Raw genomic sequence first — 21,417 nt, 5'->3', positions numbered from 1 at the left:
CATGAAACTCTACAACCTTAAGGATCACAACGAGCAGGTTAGTTTTGCTCAGGCCGTTAAACAGGGCCTCGGCTCGCAGCAAGGGCTGTTCTTCCCGCTCGAACTGCCGGAATTCGAACTGACCGACATCGATGCGATGCTGGAGATGGATTTCGTCAGCCGCAGCAGCAAAATTCTCTCAGCTTATATTGGCGATGAGATTGCCGCGCACCAGCTGGCTGAGCGCGTGAAAAACGCCTTTGCCTTCCCCGCGCCGGTGGCGAAAGTCAGTGCAGATGTGGCGTGCCTCGAACTGTTCCACGGCCCCACGCTGGCATTCAAAGACTTCGGTGGCCGTTTCATGGCGCAGATGCTCTCTTATGTGTCAGGCGCTGATGAGCAGATCACCATTCTGACCGCGACTTCAGGTGACACCGGCGCCGCCGTGGCACATGCCTTCTACGGCATGGAAAACGTGCGCGTCGTTATCCTCTATCCGCAGGGCAAAATCAGCCCGCTGCAGGAAAAGCTGTTCTGTACGCTGGGCGGCAACATTGAAACCATCGCGGTGGAAGGCGATTTCGATGCCTGCCAGGCGCTGGTGAAGCAGGCGTTTGATGATGAAGCGCTGAAGAAAGCGATTGGCCTGAACTCGGCTAACTCCATCAACATCAGCCGCTTGCTGGCGCAGATTTGCTATTACTTCGAAGCGGTGGCGCAACTGCCACAAGAGCAGCGCAATCAATTGGTGGTCTCCGTGCCAAGCGGTAACTTTGGTGACCTGACCGCAGGCCTGCTGGCGAAATCCCTCGGCTTGCCGATCAAGCGCTTTATCGCAGCAACCAACGCCAACGACACCGTGCCACGCTTCCTTGATAAGGGCGAATGGCTGCCGAATGCGACAGTGGCAACCCTGTCGAACGCCATGGACGTCAGCCAGCCAAACAACTGGCCGCGCGTGGAAGAGCTGTTCCGTCGTAAAACCTGGCGCCTGACCGATCTGGTGTCTGGCGCGGTATCGGATGAGACCACCAAAGCCACCATGCGTGAGCTGGCGGAAATTGGCTATATCTCTGAGCCGCATGCGGCGATTGCCTATCGCATGCTGCGCGACAACCTGCAGGAAGGCGAGTTCGGCCTGTTCCTCGGCACCGCGCATCCGGCCAAGTTCAAAGAGAGCGTGGACGAGATTCTGGGTCAGGAATTGCCGCTGCCAAAAGAGCTGGCAGAGCGCGCTGAGCTGCCATTGCTGTCGCATAATATGGCGGCAGACTTCGCTGAACTGCGTAAGTTCTTGATGAAAGCTTAATCCCCGTTCCTTTTGCTGCAAAAAAGCCTGCCGATTAATTTCGGCGGGCTTTTTTTTGCATTTCTTCCCTTCACGACGACGAGAATTAGCGGAGTTACATGTTTATTTACATTATCAGACTGGAAATTGGCTTAGCATTATCGCTTTAGTTAATCTTAACTATTGCTCTATTTACAGGTAGCCACACGCGCAAATAAGGACGGAAATCATTTTTAGTAACTAAAGAAACTATCAGGTCGGCAGAACATAAGTGAAATTTTGATTAGCAAGCCTTAATATCAGGGCCATTAAATGCGTGCTTCAGAACGCTTTTTTGTTATGGAATGCAGATAAATCCTAATGTTTATTCTAATATTAAATTGCTTACACCTGGTGATTATATATCGGCTAATATTACAATGATATAATTTTTAAGGGTTTTTTTCCATAATTGGCTGGAATGTTACTAAATGTAAAAATGATTTCTTGTGTTTTTACCGTTTCGTTTCTAATGGATCTCTCGTTATCGTTGGCGCTACGACAAATTAATTAAGAGAACCTGTTACTTATTTTTTTTCACATTCTGTAACAGGTCGTCCTCCTCCGACCACAGACAGCATCCTTCAATCTGGTTAAAGTTCACCCCTCAACGATTTCGGCTATCACCGCTAGGTCATAGCATTACCTGCTCACTCTAACGGTAGAGCCGGATACTTTTTCTTTCTTCAATGACATGGCGACTTAATTCCGTCAGGGACGCGCTCGGTCAAAAGACAAAATTAGGTATTCACATGGCTAATAGCTTTCAGGACGAAGTACCCGCAGCACGCGTCAATATCAAACTGGATCTGCACACCGGTGGTGCGCAGAAAAAAGTGGAATTGCCATTAAAGCTGATGGTGGTGGGGGATTACAGCAACGGTCAGGACGATCGCGCCGTTTCAGAACGTGAAAAAATCTCGATTAACAAAAACAACTTCAACCAGGTACTGGCGGAGTACAACCCGAAGGTGAATCTCACCGTTGCCGATACGCTGGCGGCTGATGGCACTGAAGCGTCAGTCAAGCTGGATTTTAAAGAGATGGCTGATTTTGAACCCGAGCAGGTTGCACGCCAAATTCCTCAATTGCGTGCGCTGCTCTCGATGCGCAATCTGCTGCGCGATTTGAAGTCAAACCTGTTGGATAACGCCACGTTCCGCCGCGAGCTGGAAAATATCCTCAAAGACGAAGCACTCAGTGATGAGCTGCGCGCAGAGCTGGCCGCATTGGCACCGAAAGCGTAAACGTCCGTTATCAGCAAGGAGCTAACTATGTCACAACGAGAAACTCAGGCGACCGCCAGCCCAGGCCATGAAACGCTGGATGGTGGCGTCTATCAGTCGCTTTTCGAGAAGATCAACCTCACCCCTGTCAGCCAGTTGAACGGCATTGATGCATTTCAGGATAACGATGCGTTGGCAGATACGTCTGCCGATGAGCGCGTGACCGCCGCCGTCAGCGTGTTCCTCAATCTGCTCAAGCAGTCATCGCAGAAAGTCGAGCGTCTGGATAAGACGCTGCTCGATAATCACATCAGCGAACTGGATAATCAGATTAGCCGCCAGTTGGATGCGGTGATGCATCATCCAGAATTCCAGAAAGTGGAGTCTGCGTGGCGCGGTTTGAAATTCCTGGTGGACCGTACTGACTTCCGTCAGAACGTGAAGATTGAAGTGCTGGATGTCTCGAAAGACGACTTGCGTCTGGACTTTGAAGACGCGCCAGAAATCGTGCAAAGCGGTTTCTATCACCACACCTATACCCAAGAGTACGACACACCGGGCGGGGAACCGATTGGTTCTACCATCGCCAACTACGAGTTTGATCGTAGCCCACAGGATATTGCGCTGTTGCGTAACATCTCCAAAGTGGCGGCGTCGGCGCATATGCCGTTTGTGGCTTCCGTGGGACCAGCCTTCTTCGGCAAAGAAACCATGGAAGAAGTGGCGGGCATCAAAGATATCGCCAACTACTTTGACCGCGCGGAATACATCAAGTGGAAGTCATTCCGCGACAGCGATGATGCGCGCTACATCGGTCTGACGCTGCCGCGCGTATTAGGGCGCCTGCCTTATGGCCCGGATACCGTACCCGTGCGCAGTTTCAACTACGTCGAAGAGGTCAAAGGCCCGGATCACGACAGTTACCTGTGGAGCAACGCCTCTTTTGCGTTTGCCGCCAACATGGTGAAAAGCTTCGTGAACAATGGCTGGTGCGTACAGATCCGCGGCCCACAGGCGGGCGGCGCGGTGACGGACTTGCCGATTCACCTTTACGATCTCGGCACCGGTAATCAGGTGAAAATCCCTTCTGAAGTGATGATTCCGGAAACCCGCGAATTTGAGTTCGCTAACCTCGGCTTTATCCCGCTTTCGTATTATAAAAACCGCGATTACGCCTGCTTCTTCTCAGCAAACTCGGCACAGAAACCGGCGCTGTATGACACCGACGAAGCCACGGCTAACAGCCGCATCAATGCGCGTCTGCCTTACATTTTCCTGCTGTCACGCATCGCGCACTATCTCAAGTTGCTGCAACGGGAAAACATCGGCACCACCAAAGATCGTCGCATGCTGGAGCTGGAGCTAAATAACTGGATCAACACTCTGGTCACGGAAATGACCGATCCCTCGGACGATCTGCAAGCCTCGCATCCGCTGCGTGAAGCCCGTGTGACGGTGGAAGACATCGAAGATAACCCCGGTTTCTTCCGCGTCAAGCTGTATGCAGTACCGCATTTCCAGGTTGAAGGATTGGATGTCAACCTGTCGCTGGTTTCTCAAATGCCGAAGGCGAAAGCGTAGTTCAGGGAGCAACAATGAAGGTTTCACGCCCGCTGTGGATTGAAGGCGCATTCCTTGCGCCACATCAGTTCCAGCAACAGGCGCGCTGGGAAGCGCTCACCAACCAGTGCATTGCACAGTTGAGTCTGACACACCCGTGGGGCGTGCTGAATGCGCGCTTCGATGGGGAGGCGCTGCGCGTCAATCGCCTGAATGCACAACATCTGGCGGTGCGCTTGCAGGATGGCACCCTGATTGACAGCGATCGTGCCGATTCGCTGCCTGCGGCGGTGGATCTGCAGCGGGCGATTCCCGCGGACTGCAATCAGGTCACGGTGCTGCTGGCGCTGCCACTGGAACACGCTAATGGCGGCAACTGCCAGACCGGTACGCAAGCTTCCGAGCGCCCGCTGCGTTACCAGCAGGAGTGGGTATCGGTGCAGGATGTGTTCGGCAATGAGCAAGAGTCGATTGCCGTTGAGCGTTACGCGCTCTCGCTGCGTTTTGACATCGATAACAATGACGAATACTTCACCTGTCCGCTGGTGCGCTTGCAGCGTGATGGCCAGAACGGATGGCAGATCGACAACTCGTTTATCCCGCCACTGCTGGCGTTTGGTGGCAGTGAGCTATTGCAGGATCAACTGAGTCTGCGCGTTGCGCAATTGCGTGCCAAACGCATGCGCTTGATGGGCATGCGCCGCGAGAATAATCAGCGCATGGCTGATTTTGCCGTGGCGGATGTTTCCCTGTTCTGGCTGTTGAATGCCCTCAACACCTACGAACCGGTACTGGTGGATTTTGAAGCCTCACCGATGATCCATCCTGAACTGGTTTATCGCGAACTGGTCAAGCTGGCGGGCAGCATGCTGACCTTTTCGCTGGAGCACGACATGGATGCCATCCCGCGTTATGACCACGCCAGGCCAGCCGAAGTCTTTCCCCCGCTGTTTACCCTGATCAGCACGCTGCTGGAAGCGAGCCTGCCATCCCGCGTGGTGGCCGTGGAGCTGGAGTTGGTGCGTGAGAATCAGTGGCGCGCCCAGTTGACCGATAGTCGCCTGCGTGAAGAGGCTGATTTCTACCTCTCCGTGCGTTCCGACTTGCCTGCGCATCAGCTGCAGAGCCAGTTCCCGCCGCTGTGCAAGATCGGTACGCCAGATGAAGTGAACAACATCATCAATGGCGCACTGAACGGCGTGCCGCTCATTCCGCTGAGCCACGTGCCAGCAGCGATTCCACTGCGACTGGAGAATCAATACTTTGCGCTGGATCTGGCGCATCCCTCTGCGGTCGCGATGCTCACGGCCGGCAGTTGTGCCATTTACGTTCCGGGCGTGCTGCCGGGCGTTAAATTAGAACTCTATGCGGTGCTGCGCTCATGAAACAACCACTCTCTATTGATGAACTGCTGCGCGACAGCTGGCTGCTGGTGGTTGCCCTGCGTAACGGCGATGTGGCGGAAGAGGGCGAAGCGCTCTATCAGCGCGGCGTTGAACTGGTTGAACAGACACGCCAGCGTCTGGCCGGGCAGGGGATTGCCAGCGAAGACAGCGACCATATTGCCTACGCGCAATGTGTGCTGCTGGATGAGACGGTGCTCAATCGCCCGCTAAACGACAACGGCTATGCCTTTTGGATGCGGACACCACTGCAGGCGCGTTTCTTTAATACGCTGCAAGGTGGCGAGCTGCTCTATCAGCGTATGCGGCAGGTGCTGGCGCAGCCCGCGCCAAACCCACTGGTGCTGAGCTGCTTCCATCGCGTGCTAATGCTCGGCTTCCAGGGGCGCTATCGGAATCAGCCGCAGCAGGAGCGTCAGGCGCTGATCGCCGAACTTGCTGCGCGAGTGCCGCCGTTTGATGTAGCAGAAGAGACCCCGATCCTCGTCCACGTTGGCCGCCGTTCTTCCGGACTGTGGCGTGGCCGTTCGCTATGGTTCTGGGCCGCGAGCGCGGTGGTCATCGTTGCCGTGGTGTGGTTTGGCCTGCATTACCAGCTTCAACAGTCATTGAGTGACTGGTTACAGGAATCACAGGGCTAAGGAGCAGCCGTTGAGTATCCTCTTGAAACGCACGCTATGGCTGATGAGCTGCCTGGCTGCGTTGATTATCTGCGTGGTTTTCCTGCCTGTGAGCCGAAGTGCGGCCTGGGCAGGTGCGGTGGCGGCCGGGCTGGTCGCGGCCATTGCCTGGTGGCGCACAGGTCGTGCCGCTCAGGCATTGCGTCATGCGCCTTTGGGAGAACAACTGGTCGCTGCACTGCCGGATGCAGGCTATCGTCTGCCGGTGGTGCTCACCCTGGGTGAAGGCGCAGAGGCGCTGTTTTCTGGCGAACCGGTGCGTGAAACCGCGCAGGGATGCTACATCCTCATTCCTCAGCCGGATCAACTGGCGCACTACAGCGAGATGCTGCTGGCGATACGTCCCGGCTGGAGCACACAACTGAGCGCGCTGCTGGTGCTGCAACCCGAGCAGCACCATGACCATCCGGTACTGGCGGCACAGCTGCGAGAATTTCGTTTTCAGGTACAACGCTGTGCACAACACAGTGGCCATGCGCTACCCGCGATGCTGGCTTGTCTGCTACAGGGCGCGACTTCGCCGTGGTTTAGCATGGAGGCCGCAGAACCGTGCGTGCGCGTGTGGGATGAGCAGCAACAGGGTACGTCACTTAGCCGCTGGGTAGCGAATGCAGATGACAGTGAAAAAGCGACACGACTGGCGCAGGGCGTGATGTTAAGCAGCCAGATTGCCTGGCTGCGTGAGCAGATTCTGCCGCAGTTCAGCGGCACTGAACAAGCCAGTGCGCCACTGCATCTGCACGCGATGGCGATGAGCTGGCAGCCCGAGGTGGCAGCGGTTCCGCGTAACCTGTGGCAGCAGTGGATGCAGCAACGCACTACGCTGCGGGCGCTGGCAGCTGATACGGTCTCCAGCCATGCTCGTTTACCCGATTTTCTCCTGGCTCAGCTGCCGGTGCGTCGTGGCTACTCACCCCCTCAGCGCGCCGCCGTGTATGCCCTGGCGCTGGTGACGCTGTTTAGCGTGATCGCGCTGACGTGCTCATCGTGGAACAACCATCGTCTGCTGCGCGCCATCGCCAGTGATGTCGCGCGTTATCGTGCGATTGCGATGACCAACACGGCGCTAAAAGTCCCGGCATTAAACCAGTTACAAACCGATGCGCGACTGCTGGAGAAGTATCAGCGCAGCGGCGCCCCCCTGCATTTATCTCTGGGGCTCTATCCGGGCGAACAGCTCTATCCGCCGATCATGACAGAGATTCGCGGCTACGTTCCCCCGGCAAAACCTGCCGTAAAAGAGGCGCCACGTCTGGTGCGTCTGGACAGTATGTCGCTGTTCGAGGTGGGGAAATCCGCATTGAAAACGGGATCGACCAAAGTGCTGGTGGATGCCCTGATGGATATTAAAGCGAAGCCCGGTTGGATGGTGTTAGTCACCGGGCATACCGACAGTACCGGCGATACGCGCGCTAACCAGCAACTTTCGCTGGCGCGTGCGGCCGCCGTGCGTGACTGGATGATCGCCACTAGCGATATCCCTGAAACCTGTTTTGCAATTCAGGGATATGGTGCAACGCGGCCGGTCGCCACCAATACAACCTCTGCGGGGCGGGCTGCTAACCGCAGGGTTGAGATCAGTCTGGTACCGAATGCAGCGGCCTGCCAGCCAGCTGCACGGCAATCAGACTTATCACTCTCGTCGCCATTAGGTGACAAAAACCCATAAACAACAGGAGTTAATCATGGCTATTCCAGCATACCTTTGGCTGAAGGACGACGGCGGTGCTGATATCAAAGGTTCCGTTACTGTACAGAACCGTGAAGGCAGCGTCGAAGTCGTGGCACTGGACCATGCGCTGTACATCCCAACGGACAACAACACTGGCAAGCTGACCGGAACCCGCGTGCACGCGCCGTTAGTGTTTACTAAAGAAGTCGATTCTTCAACCCCGTATCTCTATAAGGCGGTGACTTCAGGCCAGACCCTGAAATCGGCTGAATTCAAATGGTACAAAATCGACGATGCCGGTCAGGAAAAAGAGTATTTCAACACCAAGCTGGAAAACGTGAAGGTGGTGAAAGTGGCTCCGCTGATGCACGACATCAAAGATCCCGCCAAAGAGAAGCACAACCACCTGGAAGTGGTTGAGCTGCGCTATGAAAAAGTTATCTGGACCTACAAAGACGGCAACATCATTCACTCCGATTCCTGGAATGAGCGCGCACAGGCGTAATGCCGCTGCGTGAGTAATCTCAGTGCGCCCCGTGTGGGGCGCCTGTTCTGCTGTTACGTACCTCATTGACATCGATGCGTCAGTGACTGGATTCATCGCACAACTTGCTGTTCTACCCCCACGAACGATCCTCGGTCGTGCGGTAGCCATGGCGCAACACGATGAATGCCCCGATTTTTTGCCATAGGACGGGACTATTATGGACATCTCTTCACCTGCTTTACTTCGCCGACTAAACGCCTTTTGCGCTCGGGCGCTGGACGCCGCCGCTGCGCTCTGCCAAACCCGCGCACACCGGGAAATTACCGTGGAGCACTGGCTGTTGAAACTGCTGGAAAGCGGTGAAGGCGATATCGTCACCGTAGCCCGCCGCTATGAGTGGGATCTGGATGGGCTGTGGCAATCGCTGCTCAGCCATCTTGAGACCTTACCGCACAGTGTCACGCAGCGTCCTCAGCTCTCTTCCGCACTCAGTGGCTTGCTGCAATCCGCCTGGCTGGTGGCCTCGCTGGAAGAGAATGCGACATCGATTCGCTCTGCACATCTGTTGCAGGCGTTGATCACTCAACCGGCCTGGCTGCACGCGCAACAGGCCTGGCCGCTACTCAGTTTGAGCGCCACCCAACTGCAGCGACTGCGCCCGCTGCTGGATGCCCAGTCAGAAGAGCGTCCCGAACAGCAGGCGCTGGCAGAGAATGATCGGGTGCTGGCGGATGACCGTGCTCAACCCGCGCTGAACGGCAAACAGACCTTATCTGAAGCGCTGCAGCAGGTACTGAACAAGTTTACCCACGACCTCACCGCACAAGCGCGCGCGGGCAACATCGATCCGGTTCTGGGCCGCGATAATGAAATCCGCCAGATGATCGATATCCTCTCTCGCCGCCGCAAGAACAATCCGATTATGGTCGGCGAGCCTGGTGTGGGTAAAACCGCGTTGGTAGAAGGACTGGCGCTGCGCATTGCCGAGGGCAACGTGCCGGAAAGCCTGAAGCGGGTCTCGCTGCGCACCCTCGACCTGGGTATTTTGCAGGCAGGCGCGGGGGTGAAAGGGGAGTTTGAACAGCGCCTGAAGAGCGTGATTGATGCCGTCCAGCAATCACCTGAACCGGTGCTGCTGTTTATTGATGAAGCCCACACCATTATTGGTGCGGGCAACCAGGCGGGCGGCGCGGATGCCGCTAACCTGTTGAAACCTGCGCTGGCGCGTGGCGAACTGCGCACCATCGCTGCCACCACCTGGTCAGAGTACAAACAGTATTTCGAACGCGATGCCGCTTTGGAGCGTCGTTTTCAGATGGTCAAAGTGGATGAGCCGGACGACGCTAACGCCACCCTGATGCTGCGTGGCCTGAAATCTCGCTATGCACAACATCATGGCGTACACATTCAGGATGCGGCGATTCAGGCAGCGGTGACGCTGTCGCGCCGCTATCTTACTGCCCGCCAACTGCCGGATAAGGCGGTGGACCTGCTGGATACCGCCAGTGCGCGTGTGCGCATGAGCCTCGACACGCAGCCGGAAGCGCTGATGCAGTTGCAGGCGCAGCTCGCCGCACTGGCGATGGAACAACAGGCGATTGAGGACGATCTGGCACTCCATCCACAAGCTGATGCCACGCGCCTGACCACACTGGCGGAACAATGCCGCGCGCTGCAAACACAATGTTCCGCACTCGAACTGCGCTTCCAGCAGGAAAAAGCGCTGGCAGAGCAGATACTGACGGCCCGCCAGCAGCCGGAGCAGGGCGCAACCTTAGGCGATTTGCAGCAACAACTCAGTACGCTACAGGGCAACGCGCCACTGCTGTCGCTGGATGTGGATGCGCGCAGTGTGGCAGAAGTGATTGCCGACTGGACCGGCGTACCGCTGGGCAGTTTGCTGAAAGATGAACAGACCAACTTGCTTGAACTGGAACAGCAGCTAGGCAAACGGGTGATCGGCCAGGATGCCGGATTGCACGCCATTGCTCAGCGTCTGCGAGCCGCGAAAACCGGCCTGACGGCAGAAAACGGTCCGCTGGGGGTATTCCTGCTGGTGGGACCAAGCGGCGTTGGTAAAACCGAATCGGCGCTGGCGCTGGCCGACACGCTGTTTGGCGGTGAACGTGCGCTGATCACCATCAATCTCTCTGAGTATCAGGAAGCGCATACCGTTTCGCAGCTGAAAGGGTCACCACCAGGTTACGTAGGATACGGCCAGGGCGGCATTCTCACTGAAGCGGTTCGCAAGCGTCCTTACAGCGTGGTTCTGCTGGACGAGGTGGAAAAAGCGCACCGCGATGTCCTCAATCTCTTTTATCAGGTGTTTGATCGAGGCGTGATGCGCGATGGCGAAGGGCGTGAAATCGACTTCCGCAATACCGTGATTTTAATGACTTCCAACCTCGGCAGCGATGCGCTGATGGCACTGCTAGAGCAGCAGCCGGAAGCCCCGGCCAGCAGCGTTAATGAACTGCTGCATCCGATCCTGCGAGATCACTTCCAGCCAGCGCTGCTGGCCCGATTCCAGACGGTGATTTATCGCCCTCTCGATGCTGCGGCGCTGCGCGAGATCGTCAGTATCAAACTGGGGCAGGTTGCCAAACGGCTGCAACGTCACTATGGCCTGGAGTGCCACATCGAAGAGAGCCTGTATGACACGCTGGTCAGCGCTTGTCTGCTGCCGGACAGCGGCGCGCGCAACATCGACAGCTTGCTGAACCAACAGATTTTACCGGTGCTGTCGCAAACGCTGCTGCTGCAACTGGCGCAGCAGGAGAAGCCGACGCACCTGACGCTGGGATTTGATGATGAAACCGGCATCACCCTGAGCCTGACGGCACAGCATGGGGAGAACGCATAATGGCGCTGGTAGATATCGCGACAAAAATCGGCCAGACCTTAAGTGGCTCGATGAACCGTTATGACCTCAAGGTGGAGGGCGGTGCAGCGGCGCTGGATGTGGAATCCTTTAAAGGGGATGAAGCGCTGAGTCGTCTGTATGGTTATGAAATCATTTTTAGCAGCCTCGACAGCGGCATCACGCCACAACAGATGCTGCTAAAAAACGCCAGCTTCAGTTTCAATGCGCCGGGTATGCAACTAGCGGGCTTTTCTCTGCCGAGCATGGAATCACCGCGTACCGTGCATGGCGTAATCACCCAATTCCAGCGCCTCTCTTCTTCGCTGGATGAAACCCGCTATCAGGCCACGCTGGAGCCACGACTGGCGCTGCTAGGCAATGCCAGCCGTCCGGCAATTTTCCAGAACCAGTCGGTGCCGGAGATCGTTGAACAGATCCTGCGTGACAACCACCAGTTCGAAGGCTGGCAGTTTGAGTTCCGCCTGCGTGGCACTTATCCACGTCGCGAACAGGTGATGCAGTGGCAAGAATCGGACCTGGCGTTTATCGAGCGTCTGCTGTCAGAAGTTGGCATCTGGTATCGCTTTGAAGCCGACAGCCGCATGCAGCAAGAGATCGTGATTTTCGCTGACGACCAGCAGTTCTATCAGTTTGATGTTTCATTGCCGCTGCGCGCACTCTCGGGCATGAACGATGGCGCCACCGAGTCGGTGTGGAAGCTCAGCAGCAGCCATCAGGTGGTGAGCCAGGCGGTTAAAGTCAAAGATTACAACTATCGCGATGCGCAAAACGGCCTGCTCACCGACGGTGATGCCGGTGCCGACAGCACCGCTTATGGCGAAGTCTATCGCTACAGCGATAACTACCTGACGCAAGGCGCGCAGCAGGACGCCGAAACAGAAAGCGGTGCCTTCTATGCCCGTTTACGCCACGAACGTTTGCTTAACGCCCAGCATCAACTGAGCGGTGCCAGCAACGCTGCCACGCTGCAACCGGGGCAGATGCTGGAAATCATCGGCGATGTGCCACCGTTGTTTACAGCGGGCGTGGTGATCACTGCGATTAGCGCTCAGGGCGGCCGTGACACGTCGTTTACGCTCAGCTGGCAAGGTATTCCTTACAGCGAAACCGTGGGCTATCGCCCGCAAGTGCTCAAACGCCCTACCATCGCTGGGACCTTGCAGGCACGCGTTACCAGCGTGACTGAAAATGACACCTACGCGCATCTGGATGAGAGCGGTCGCTACAAGGTGAAGTTTGACTTCGACCTGACACAGTGGAAAACCGGTTACGAAAGCTTGTGGGTGCGTCTGGCAAAACCGTACAGCGGCGATACTTACGGTTGGCATATGCCGCTGATCGCGGGCACTGAAGTGGCGATCGCCTTCGAAGCGGGCAATCCCGATCGTCCTTATATCGCTTATGCGCTGCACGACTCGCGCAATGAAGATCACGTCAGTGCCGCCAACCACAAGCGCAACGTGATTCGCACCCCGGCCAACAACAAGCTGCGCATGGAAGATGAGCGCGGCAAAGAGCACATCAAACTCTCCACCGAATACGGCGGCAAGAGCCAGCTGAACCTTGGCCACTTGGTGGATGGTGAACGCACGCAGCGTGGCGAAGGCTTTGAACTACGCAGCGACAGCTGGGGCGCGATTCGTGCGGGGAAAGGGCTGTTTATTAGTGCGGATGGTCAGGAGCTGGCGCAGGGACAGGCGCTGGATATGCAGGCGGCCATCGCACAACTGGAAAAAGCATTAGCATTGGCGCAATCGCTCTCTAAAGCCGCGGAAAATGCCAAGGCAGCCGCCAGTGACACCCACAGTCAGGAATCATTGAATAATGCGCTGAAGAAGCTAGTAGGAGCAGGCATGGTATTGCATGCCCCTGAAGGAGTCGGCGTTGTGAGTCCTAAAGCGGTACGAGTTGCTTCGGGTAATGAAAGCGTCGGCATAGCTGCGGGTGGAAATATAGATATCAGCAGTGGCAAGTCCTTTACTGCGTCATCACAAGAGTCCGTCAGCATGTATGCCAAAACCGCCGGTATTAAGGCTTATGCCGGAAAAGGTGATGTGGATATTCAGGCACAAAACGATGCCATGAATTTGTTAGCGAAACAGGCGTTTTCAATCACCAGCGTAGAAAGTAAAGTCACCATTGCGGCACATGAAGAATTACTACTGAGCTGTGGTGGTGGATATATACGGCTCAAGGACGGTAATATTGAACTGGGTTGTCCAGGCAATATTCTGCTGAAAAGCAGCAATGTGCAGAAAATGGGATCGGCTAATATCAATATCACGCCACCAGAATTACCAACGGGCTACAGCGAATATTTTACCGCCATTGATGAAACCAGTGGTCAGATAATTCCTAATAAGCATTATCGTATTACCACTGGAGAAGGGGATGTTTACGAAGGGTATACCGATGACGAAGGAAATACGGCAGAAATCTCAACGGTAATGCCTAACAGCATCAAAATTGAATTTCTTTAACTGATTGTCCTGATTAACGATAAGGAATCACCATGTCGGATACTCCAGCGAATTCGCAAACATCTGCAGTCCCTAAAGGCATCCCCGCTAAAAGCTCTGGGGAGGTTGAAGTCTATTTTCATCCTGGTAGTGCAACGTTGCTCTGCGTGCCCGCTGCGGAACATGAGGCTTTTCTCAGTGAACAAAATTTGCTCACGCGTTCAATGGAAGCAGTGATCAAAGCCAAGCAAGAGTATGAGTTAGACGCAGACCGCGCGATTGAAATTAGAAAAACTAACATCGCTCAGGCAAACACATTGCTGGAGAGTGCGGCTGAAAAAGTGAACCATGCCAGTGAAAAGTTACGCGACTTACTTAAAACTCTTACACCGGATGTAGAAGAGGGGAAATTACTCTCCTCCGGTATGAGTTCGGCGGGAATAGGGTTGATGGAGTTAATCCCTGCTTCTAAGAAAGGCGTAATGGGTTTTAAAAAGACGTATGTGCGATCAGACAGAATAAGTCATCACTGGCGGACCTATCAGTTAAAAGACTCCGAAAAAAAATCAGGCGGTAAGAGCTTTGTAAAAAAGGAAACTTACACCACGGAGCCAGACGAACACGGCCGTACAGAAGAGCGCACACGGCTGGTCGTTGATCATGAGAAAATCGTTAAGGCCATTAAAGACACACGGCCGAAAATGAAACTTGCTGGCGATGATATTAAACTGATGGATGATGTGAATATCATCATCGGCAGTTGGTCAAAGGCGATGAATACCCGTTTAAAGAAATATCTTGAGCCTGAAAACGAAAAATTCGCCCAAAGTGGGGATGTTGATTTTAGTGTCGCCGCGCAATTGATGCGCTTTAGTGCCGGCGCTGGATGTAATGGCGAATACAACCCGCTTAACAAGCAATTGAACGGTAAAGTGAAAGGCAACGCCAGCTTTGTTTTGGGGGAAGCCAAATGCGAGAGAAAAAGTCATTTTCCGAATAAAAATGGAAGTACCTTTCTTTATCCAGACCGACAAGGCAAGGAAGCATCCTTAGGTGCTTTTAAATTTGTCCTTACTTATGGGCTGACTGGTAGTGTTGGCGCCAGTGTAGCGGTTGAGGCTGGTGTAACAGCAGATTGGGGTTCTAAAACGGCGGAAGGTTATGGCATTAGAGGGGCCTCGACACGTTTGCGCCCAGGACAGAATCAGCATGATATTTCGAGATCTGCGGTTGATGCTGATGCGGGTGCTGACTTAGGCGTATTTGCTGGGTTAGAAATTGGCGGCAATATAGCTGGAAGTGTGGAGTGGAAATCTCCAGAAGAAGGCAAGGATTTTGTGAAGTTTGCCGTGATTAAGCCGGGGGTAAGTCTTCAACTGGGAGCGGGTGCCAGCGCCACTTTTCATCTCACCTATGTGCAAGGAAAATTTCGCATACTTTGCAAAGCTGCATTGTGTTGGGGGGGCGGTGCGAAAGGACAAGTTGGTTTAGAGATTAACGTTGCGGAATTAAAAACATTTTTTGAGTGCTTTACAATAATGTTGCGAAATGTTGATTACCAGAAAATGGAAAAGCAAATCCCTTCTGATTCATATAAAAGCATCGTTATGATACCCATTATTGCATTAAGCGCTGGGGTTCAAAGTACACAAGATTTATATAATGAAATAGGTAGCGTTGTTAATAAATTTCCGTCAATGATCGATTTGAGTGAAGCGTTAGGTGAGGCAATATCATCGGCAGAACGAAGGAGATTGTTAATGGAGTCAATTAATAATGATCCTGATTCTTTGAAATATTCAACTCCTGAAACCAAAGGATCTATTATAGCATTATTAATTGATAACAATTTTGTGGATAGAATAGATCCGAGGAATGATAACTGGAATTTAACTGAATGGAACGCATATAAAATTGGCGTGATGAAATTACGCAAGCAGGCTGTGTTCAACGCCCTAAAATGGGTGCAGTCAAAAAAAGATTATGAAAATGTTATGCAGCATCTTTCAACAAACGCTGGTGATAAGTCTGGCAGCTGGCAAGTTAATCAAGATAAAGTTATAAAATTTCTAGGTGAAGGCGAACAGGCTTGGCTGGGAAATTGGTCTACGCAATATGCAGAAAAAATAACTTTACTCTATCAGCGCTTGCCAGACAGCAGTGATATTGACCCTGCTTCTCCTTTAAAATCAATACCGCAATCATACATGGATGATTATCTCGCCTTACTGAACAACCAGACAAATATGCAGTTTGCTTATTTGCAGTCTAATGAAAAAGAGAGCATAGCCTAATGAGATTTTCAATAAAAAAACTAACCTTAATGGTTCTAATGTCTTTTCTATTAAGTTCTTGTGATGGAGAAGAAGATAAAGGTTCAACCGGTCCTCAACACGATTTAGTTGAGCGCTCGCTGGCTAATATGGTTAAGGTCAAAGGTGGGACGTTTGAAATGGGTGATTTCGGCCCATTAACTGATGAAAAATTGCCCATTTCACTTGGCGACGATGATAAAGTGCTGCATGAAGTTACGCTCGATGATTTTAGCATCAGTAAATACAAAGTAACCTGGAAGGATTATGATGTCTATTTACACGCGAAAAATCTGTCACGGCCCGATGTGCCGCCAGGTTATGAAGACGACAGAGAGAAAATACAGGCACCAGATGTGCCTGCTGCTTTAAACTGGCAACAGGCTCAGGATTATTGCCACTGGTTAGGTGAAGTTTCTGGAAAAAAAATAGCCTTGCCCACTGAAGCACAATGGGAATATGCTGCCCGTGATGGTGGTAAATATGTAATTTATGCTACGGATAATGGGAAGTATGAAGAGGGAAGGAATGTTCCTTCAACCGAACAGCGTGAAGAAATGACTTGGCTAATGTTCAATTATCCCGTAGGGAAATATCCACCTACGCCACTGGGTTTATATGATATGGCCGGGAACGGAGTAGACTGGATGCAGGATTGGTACGCAAAAGACTATTATTCCCACTCAGCCAAAAAGAATCCCACAGGCCCTGAAAATGGAACCAAAAAAGTCATAAGAGGTTATGAGGGTGGAGGCGGTGCTTTGAGTAATCAGACCGTATATCGCAAATCATATTACCCTACTCGTGCCAACAGAAGCTGGAATTTACCCTTTTACAATGCACGCTGTGCAATGAATAACCAGTGATTTATTTAATTGCTATTTAATAACTGGAACTAAAGATGCTTAAATATTTAGCCATCATTTCACTATTGCTGCTAAATGCCTGTGACGGGAACAAGGACGTTAAAACAGCTCATTTACAGCAAGATTTGGTAGATCGCTCGCTGGCTAATATGGTTAAGGTCAAAGGTGGAACATTTGAAATGGGGGATTTTGGCCCATTAACTGATGAAAAATTTCCCATTTCACTTGGCGACGATGATAAAGTGCTGCATAAAGTTACGCTCGATGATTTTAGCATCAGTAAATACAAAGTAACCTGGAAGGATTATGATGTCTATTTACACGCGAAAAATCTGTCAAGGCCTGATGTGCCGCCAGGCAATGAAGACGACAAGGAGAAGTTGCAGGCACCCGATATGCCTGCTGCTTTAAACTGGCAACAGGCTCAGGGTTATTGTCACTGGTTAGGTGAAGTTTCTGGAAAAAAATAGCCTTACCCACGGAAGCACAATGGGAATATGCTGCCCGTGATGGTGGTAAATATGTAATTTATGCTACGGATAATGGCAAGTACGAAGAGGGAAGGAATGTTCCTTCAACAGAACAGCGTGAAGAAATGACTTGGGATATGTTCAATTATCCAGTGGGGAGATATCCACCTACGCCATTGGGCTTATATGATATGGCCGGGAACGGAGTGGACTGGATGCAGGATTGGTACGCAAAAGACTATTATTCCCACTCAGCTAAAAAAAATCCTACAGGCCCTGAAAATGGAACCAAAAAAGTCATAAGAGGTTATGAGGGCGGAGGCGGTGCTTTGAGTAATCAGACCGTATTTCGTAATTCAAAGGATCCTACCCTTGGCAACAGAAGCTGGTACTTACCCTATTACAATGCACGCTGCGTGATAAATAATTAATAAAACAAAGCGTAAAGTGACACTATTTAAATTGGGTGGGCTGCCTCGATTCTGCGATTAACAATTCATTTCAATCATTATCGGTGATGTTTTTTAAAAGATGTCACGCTAAACTTTAACTTCTGAATGAGGTTTCTATGGCCAAAGGCGTCATTTTACTTGGTGATAAAACATCGCATGGTGGCCAGGTGATATCAGCTTCATCAACGATGCTGGTTAACGGTAAAAAGGTCGCGTTAATTGGGGACGAAGTAAGCTGCCCACATAGTGGTCATGGTGTAAATAAAATTGTTGAAGGTGCCAGTGACTGGATTTCAGATGGCAAAGCGGTCGCACTGGATGGGTGCCATTGTGAGTGCGGTTGCCAACTAATATCAAGCGTCACTGAGGTTGGCGAAGGGTAATAATGATGAACTGGAATAAACCTTCGTTGCCAGTAAAGCCTGAGCCACAACCTCCTTCTTTACTCAAATGGCTTGGCGCATTGATGTTATTAATGCTTTCTGTTATCTCAATATTCAATCTTACCTCGATTTTTCAACCTGGCTTGTTCGAATCACTGCATCTTTTGTTTGCCGCCTGCCTGGTTGTCGGCAGCGGCTTGCTGGCGCTGTTTTTCCGTTACTTAACCTATTCCTTTAAGCATAATGGCTGGCAAGCTTGGGAGCAGGAGAGGTTAACTATCGAAGATGCCTGGGAAAAATGGTCAAAGCGTTATGTGGCTTTATTCGCTTCGTATGTGTTTATTCCTGGAAATATTACAGCTAACACCATAGCCAAAGCTGAAGCCAGTATTGAGACAAAAAATGGTTTAGTCCAAAAAATTGATTATTTTCCAAGTGAGGATGGCGAAAAAATCACGCTGCTTTTAAAGAGCATTAATATCCCTCTCTCGCAACTTCCCCCAAATACAACAATTCATATTAAACTACTGAACGATTTTTTACCTGGCAGACGTACTGCGTTTATGAAAGTGTTAGCTGAGATCTGGCAATCTCAATTTCCTTTACACCCAATAACGACGCTGACAGAACTTTCAGAAAGTTATGCTGATAAGTTGCAAAGTATACAGCAGAGTAAAGATGAAAGTATTAACGTTATCCTGATTATGCAACAGGATGACCGCGAACGTTATTCAGATGCCATGGGGATATTTATTTTGGCCAGTGATGATGTTGCGGAAAGCGTTAATTTATCCACGGCAGCCAGAATTTTACGTCCTCTATTCACTTCATCCCAAAAACTTGAAACTGAGTTATTAACGTTTTTTTCCACACAGACAGCGGCGAAAGCGGCCAGTGGTTGTTATTGCGCGCAGCAACAGGGGCTTAGGCACAGTGCTGTATTAATGCAGCAAAGCCATGCTGCCAATGGCGCACTACAGATCAATCAAATACGTGATGTTGAGCGTTTTGCCGGGCTGGCTGGCCCAGCAGCACCGTGGCTGGCTCTTGGCTTAGCTGCTGATACCTCATCTATCACGCAAACCGCATGTCTGATGCTTGCGGAGCATCAAAACGGCTGGCTTATCCATGCCGTGCAATCAATGGAGTCATAGCGCATGGTTAACAGCAAATGGAATAAAGCGGGTATTTTTACCCTGTTCGCGATGGTAACCGCCGCTTTGGGGGGCGTTATTTGGCAGTATGGCGGCCAGCTGGGGCTTGATAACGGCGGTACTAAAATCATTGTGTGGCTGTTGTCAGCGATTGTCGTGCTGTGTCTGCTTATGATCCCGGTAGCGACGTCGGTATTTCATTTGGCTCGAGCCAAAAGAAAAGCCAGGCTTGAAGAGCTCTATCCCGCTGCCGAACCCAGAATGAGCAGCCATCCAGCTACTCCTTTACACGAACTGCAACAACATCTTCGCTACCGTTATGGCCGCAACTGGGGACGTCGTGTGCAACTGCTGATGGTGTTGGGTGAAAGCCAGCACGTAGAACAGCTGTTGCCGGGGTTGATACAGCAGCAGTGGCTGGAGGGCGAAGGCAATGTGCTGATTTGGGGCGGTAGCGCCACAGCAGCACCAGATAGTGACAAGATTGCCGCGCTGCGCAAGCTGCGTAGTCAGCCGCTGGATGCGGTGATCTGGGTCAGTGATGATCAGCTGTCACGCCAGTCGGCACAGGTTGATGCGGTATGCCGCCAGTTGCACCAGCACTATCGCGCCCTGGGTTGGCAATTACCGCTTTATCTGTGGGAGGTGCAGCAGAGCCATTGGCAACAGGATGCACGTATTACCCAGCCGGTAGGGTGTTTACTGGCTCACAACGCATCGCCGGAATCGCTGGGTGAGGGGCTGCAGGCTTTGACGCCGCAACTTAGCCGCCAGGGCATGCAGCAGATCATGCAGAATAACAGTCACGATTTTCTGCTGCGTCTGGCACAGCAATTAGCGAGCAGCGGTGCACAGCGTTTGAAACAAAGCTTGCAGCCGTTGCTGGCAGGGCCACACAGCTTGCCACTGGCAGGCGTGATGTTCAGTCTGCCACAGACCACTCCTCACACACTGGCTACTCATAGCTGGTTAGCCGATGGCAGCTGGCAGAGTCTGTTGGCGGATGTGCCTCATCGCAGTGCTCGTCGATTAGGTGTCGTGTGGGAAAAAGCCGCACAGTGGGGGGTGATCAGTTTAGCGGCGCTATGGGGCGCAGGCACACTGGGCGCTTATCTCACGAATCGCCATCAAATAAACAGCAGTCAGTTGCTGGCTCAGGCTGCGGTTAAGCCTTATTCTTCGTTGGACCAGCATATTTTGCATCAGCTGGCACTACAGCAGCAGATTGCCCGTTTGCAATATCAAGCCGCGCAGGGCGCACCCTGGTATCAACGCTTTGGCCTCGATAGCAGTCGCCAACAGCTGGCTGCGCTCTGGCCATGGTATGCGCGCAGTAACAATGAATTGATGCGCGATGCCACCGCATCCCATCTGGAGCAACAACTTGCCGCGATGCCAAAGGTGGCTAGCCGCAGTGATTACAACCATCTCAAAGCATTACTGATGATGGCGCATCCAGAAAAGAGTGATGCAGCGTTTCTCAGCAAGACCTTATTGAGTAGTTGGCCTGAACGTGCAGACGTTGATGCGGGCTTGTGGCGCAGCAGCGCACCGGCGTTGTATGGCTTTTATGCGCAGAATCTGCCGCAACACCCGGCGTGGCGTATCACGCCTGATGCCAGTCAAATTAGCGCAGCGCGCCGCACCTTATTACGCACCACTGCAGCACGTAGTCTGGAAGACAAGCTGTATCAGCAGATGATGCATCAGCTCGTTCCTGCCTTCAGCGACATGACCCTGAACCAGATGGTTGGCGATACTGATGCCGCCTCACTGTTCACCACCGATGACGTCGTACCAGGGGTGTTTACACGTCAGGCCTGGGATCAACAAGTGAAGGCTGCTATTGCCAAACTGGTCGATCAGCGTCGGGAAGCCTTCGATTGGGTACTGAGTGATAACAGCGCAACAGCAGCGGATGACTTGTCGCCTCAGGCGCTACAAGCGAGACTCACTCAGCGCTACTTCATCGATTACGCGGATGCCTGGCAGCATTTCCTCAACAGCCTGCGTTGGAACAGTGCGGAGAACCTCGCTGATGCCATTGACCAGATGACATTGATGACCGATGCGCGCCAGTCCCCACTGGTGGCGTTGATGAGT

General features: G+C 52.5%; 14 protein-coding genes and 1 pseudogene. All 15 read left to right on the top strand.

Annotated elements, in window-relative coordinates:
* Position 1: 1 nt before the first annotated feature.
* Positions 2-1,288 carry a threonine synthase gene (thrC, locus tag H7A81_RS13535; protein ID WP_182057763.1) on the top strand — a complete coding sequence of 429 codons (1,287 nt, stop codon included), beginning with the start codon at positions 2-4 and terminating at the stop codon, positions 1,286-1,288.
* 770 nt (positions 1,289-2,058) lie between these two features.
* Entirely contained in the window at positions 2,059-2,553 is a 495-nt protein-coding gene (tssB, locus tag H7A81_RS13530) for a type VI secretion system contractile sheath small subunit (RefSeq protein ID WP_182057762.1), read from the top strand.
* A gap of 27 nt (positions 2,554-2,580) precedes the next feature.
* Positions 2,581-4,113 (top strand): type VI secretion system contractile sheath large subunit, encoded by a 1,533-nt coding sequence (gene tssC / locus H7A81_RS13525; protein WP_166933986.1) that lies wholly within the window; start codon positions 2,581-2,583, stop codon positions 4,111-4,113.
* A 14-nt stretch (positions 4,114-4,127) separates the two neighbouring features.
* Positions 4,128-5,477 (top strand): type VI secretion system baseplate subunit TssK, encoded by a 1,350-nt coding sequence (tssK, locus tag H7A81_RS13520; RefSeq protein WP_166933988.1) that lies wholly within the window; start codon positions 4,128-4,130, stop codon positions 5,475-5,477.
* Entirely contained in the window at positions 5,474-6,136 is a 663-nt protein-coding gene (tssL, locus tag H7A81_RS13515) for a type VI secretion system protein TssL, short form (RefSeq protein WP_166933990.1), read from the top strand. The genes tssK and tssL overlap by 4 nt, the downstream gene beginning before the upstream one ends.
* A 10-nt stretch (positions 6,137-6,146) precedes the next feature.
* Positions 6,147-7,844 carry an OmpA family protein gene (locus H7A81_RS13510; RefSeq protein WP_182057761.1) on the top strand — a complete coding sequence of 566 codons (1,698 nt, stop codon included), beginning with the start codon at positions 6,147-6,149 and terminating at the stop codon, positions 7,842-7,844.
* Positions 7,845-7,860: 16 nt separating this feature from the next.
* On the top strand, positions 7,861-8,352 hold the full coding sequence (locus H7A81_RS13505; protein WP_034826164.1) for an Hcp family type VI secretion system effector: 492 nt from the start codon (positions 7,861-7,863) through the stop codon (positions 8,350-8,352).
* Between the two features lie 199 nt (positions 8,353-8,551).
* Positions 8,552-11,197, top strand: coding sequence for a type VI secretion system ATPase TssH (gene tssH, locus H7A81_RS13500; RefSeq protein ID WP_182057760.1), 2,646 nt, complete (start codon positions 8,552-8,554; stop codon positions 11,195-11,197).
* On the top strand, positions 11,197-13,698 hold the full coding sequence (locus H7A81_RS13495; RefSeq protein WP_182057759.1) for a type VI secretion system Vgr family protein: 2,502 nt from the start codon (positions 11,197-11,199) through the stop codon (positions 13,696-13,698). Before tssH ends, H7A81_RS13495 begins: the two co-directional genes overlap by 1 nt.
* Before the next feature lie 32 nt (positions 13,699-13,730).
* Positions 13,731-15,971, top strand: coding sequence for a hypothetical protein (locus H7A81_RS13490; RefSeq protein WP_182057758.1), 2,241 nt, complete (start codon positions 13,731-13,733; stop codon positions 15,969-15,971).
* Entirely contained in the window at positions 15,971-16,855 is an 885-nt protein-coding gene (locus H7A81_RS13485) for an SUMF1/EgtB/PvdO family nonheme iron enzyme (protein ID WP_255478968.1), read from the top strand. Before H7A81_RS13490 ends, H7A81_RS13485 begins: the two co-directional genes overlap by 1 nt.
* Positions 16,856-16,890: 35 nt before the next feature.
* Positions 16,891-17,756: pseudogene (locus tag H7A81_RS27980) on the top strand (formylglycine-generating enzyme family protein).
* A 137-nt stretch (positions 17,757-17,893) separates the two neighbouring features.
* Positions 17,894-18,160 carry a PAAR domain-containing protein gene (locus H7A81_RS13470; RefSeq protein ID WP_034826146.1) on the top strand — a complete coding sequence of 89 codons (267 nt, stop codon included), beginning with the start codon at positions 17,894-17,896 and terminating at the stop codon, positions 18,158-18,160.
* A 5-nt stretch (positions 18,161-18,165) separates the two neighbouring features.
* A complete protein-coding gene (locus H7A81_RS13465; RefSeq protein WP_182057756.1) occupies positions 18,166-19,314 on the top strand; it encodes a hypothetical protein in 1,149 nt (382 codons plus the stop codon).
* A 3-nt stretch (positions 19,315-19,317) separates the two neighbouring features.
* A partial coding sequence (locus tag H7A81_RS13460; protein ID WP_220458105.1) for an ImcF-related family protein occupies positions 19,318-21,417 on the top strand: 2,100 nt, incomplete at its 3' end.

It is taken from the genome of Pantoea sp. ME81, from assembly GCF_903970985.1.
Classification (GTDB): domain Bacteria; phylum Pseudomonadota; class Gammaproteobacteria; order Enterobacterales; family Enterobacteriaceae; genus Pantoea; species Pantoea communis.
The sequence above is the reverse complement of the archived record's forward strand: the minus strand, read 5'-3'. Positions and strand labels throughout refer to the sequence as shown.

Excerpts from the sequence above, each read along its gene's own strand:
- thrC (WP_182057763.1), top strand. The coding sequence starts at position 2 with ATGAAACTCTACAACCTTAAGGATCACAACGAGCAGGTTAGTTTTGCT.
- tssB (WP_182057762.1), top strand. The coding sequence starts at position 2,059 with ATGGCTAATAGCTTTCAGGACGAAGTACCCGCAGCACGCGTCAATATC.
- tssC (WP_166933986.1), top strand. The coding sequence starts at position 2,581 with ATGTCACAACGAGAAACTCAGGCGACCGCCAGCCCAGGCCATGAAACG.
- tssK (WP_166933988.1), top strand. The coding sequence starts at position 4,128 with ATGAAGGTTTCACGCCCGCTGTGGATTGAAGGCGCATTCCTTGCGCCA.
- tssL (WP_166933990.1), top strand. The coding sequence starts at position 5,474 with ATGAAACAACCACTCTCTATTGATGAACTGCTGCGCGACAGCTGGCTG.
- H7A81_RS13505 (WP_034826164.1), top strand. The coding sequence starts at position 7,861 with ATGGCTATTCCAGCATACCTTTGGCTGAAGGACGACGGCGGTGCTGAT.
- tssH (WP_182057760.1), top strand. The coding sequence starts at position 8,552 with ATGGACATCTCTTCACCTGCTTTACTTCGCCGACTAAACGCCTTTTGC.
- H7A81_RS13495 (WP_182057759.1), top strand. The coding sequence starts at position 11,197 with ATGGCGCTGGTAGATATCGCGACAAAAATCGGCCAGACCTTAAGTGGC.
- H7A81_RS13490 (WP_182057758.1), top strand. The coding sequence starts at position 13,731 with ATGTCGGATACTCCAGCGAATTCGCAAACATCTGCAGTCCCTAAAGGC.
- H7A81_RS13485 (WP_255478968.1), top strand. The coding sequence starts at position 15,971 with ATGAGATTTTCAATAAAAAAACTAACCTTAATGGTTCTAATGTCTTTT.
- H7A81_RS13470 (WP_034826146.1), top strand. The coding sequence starts at position 17,894 with ATGGCCAAAGGCGTCATTTTACTTGGTGATAAAACATCGCATGGTGGC.
- H7A81_RS13465 (WP_182057756.1), top strand. The coding sequence starts at position 18,166 with ATGAACTGGAATAAACCTTCGTTGCCAGTAAAGCCTGAGCCACAACCT.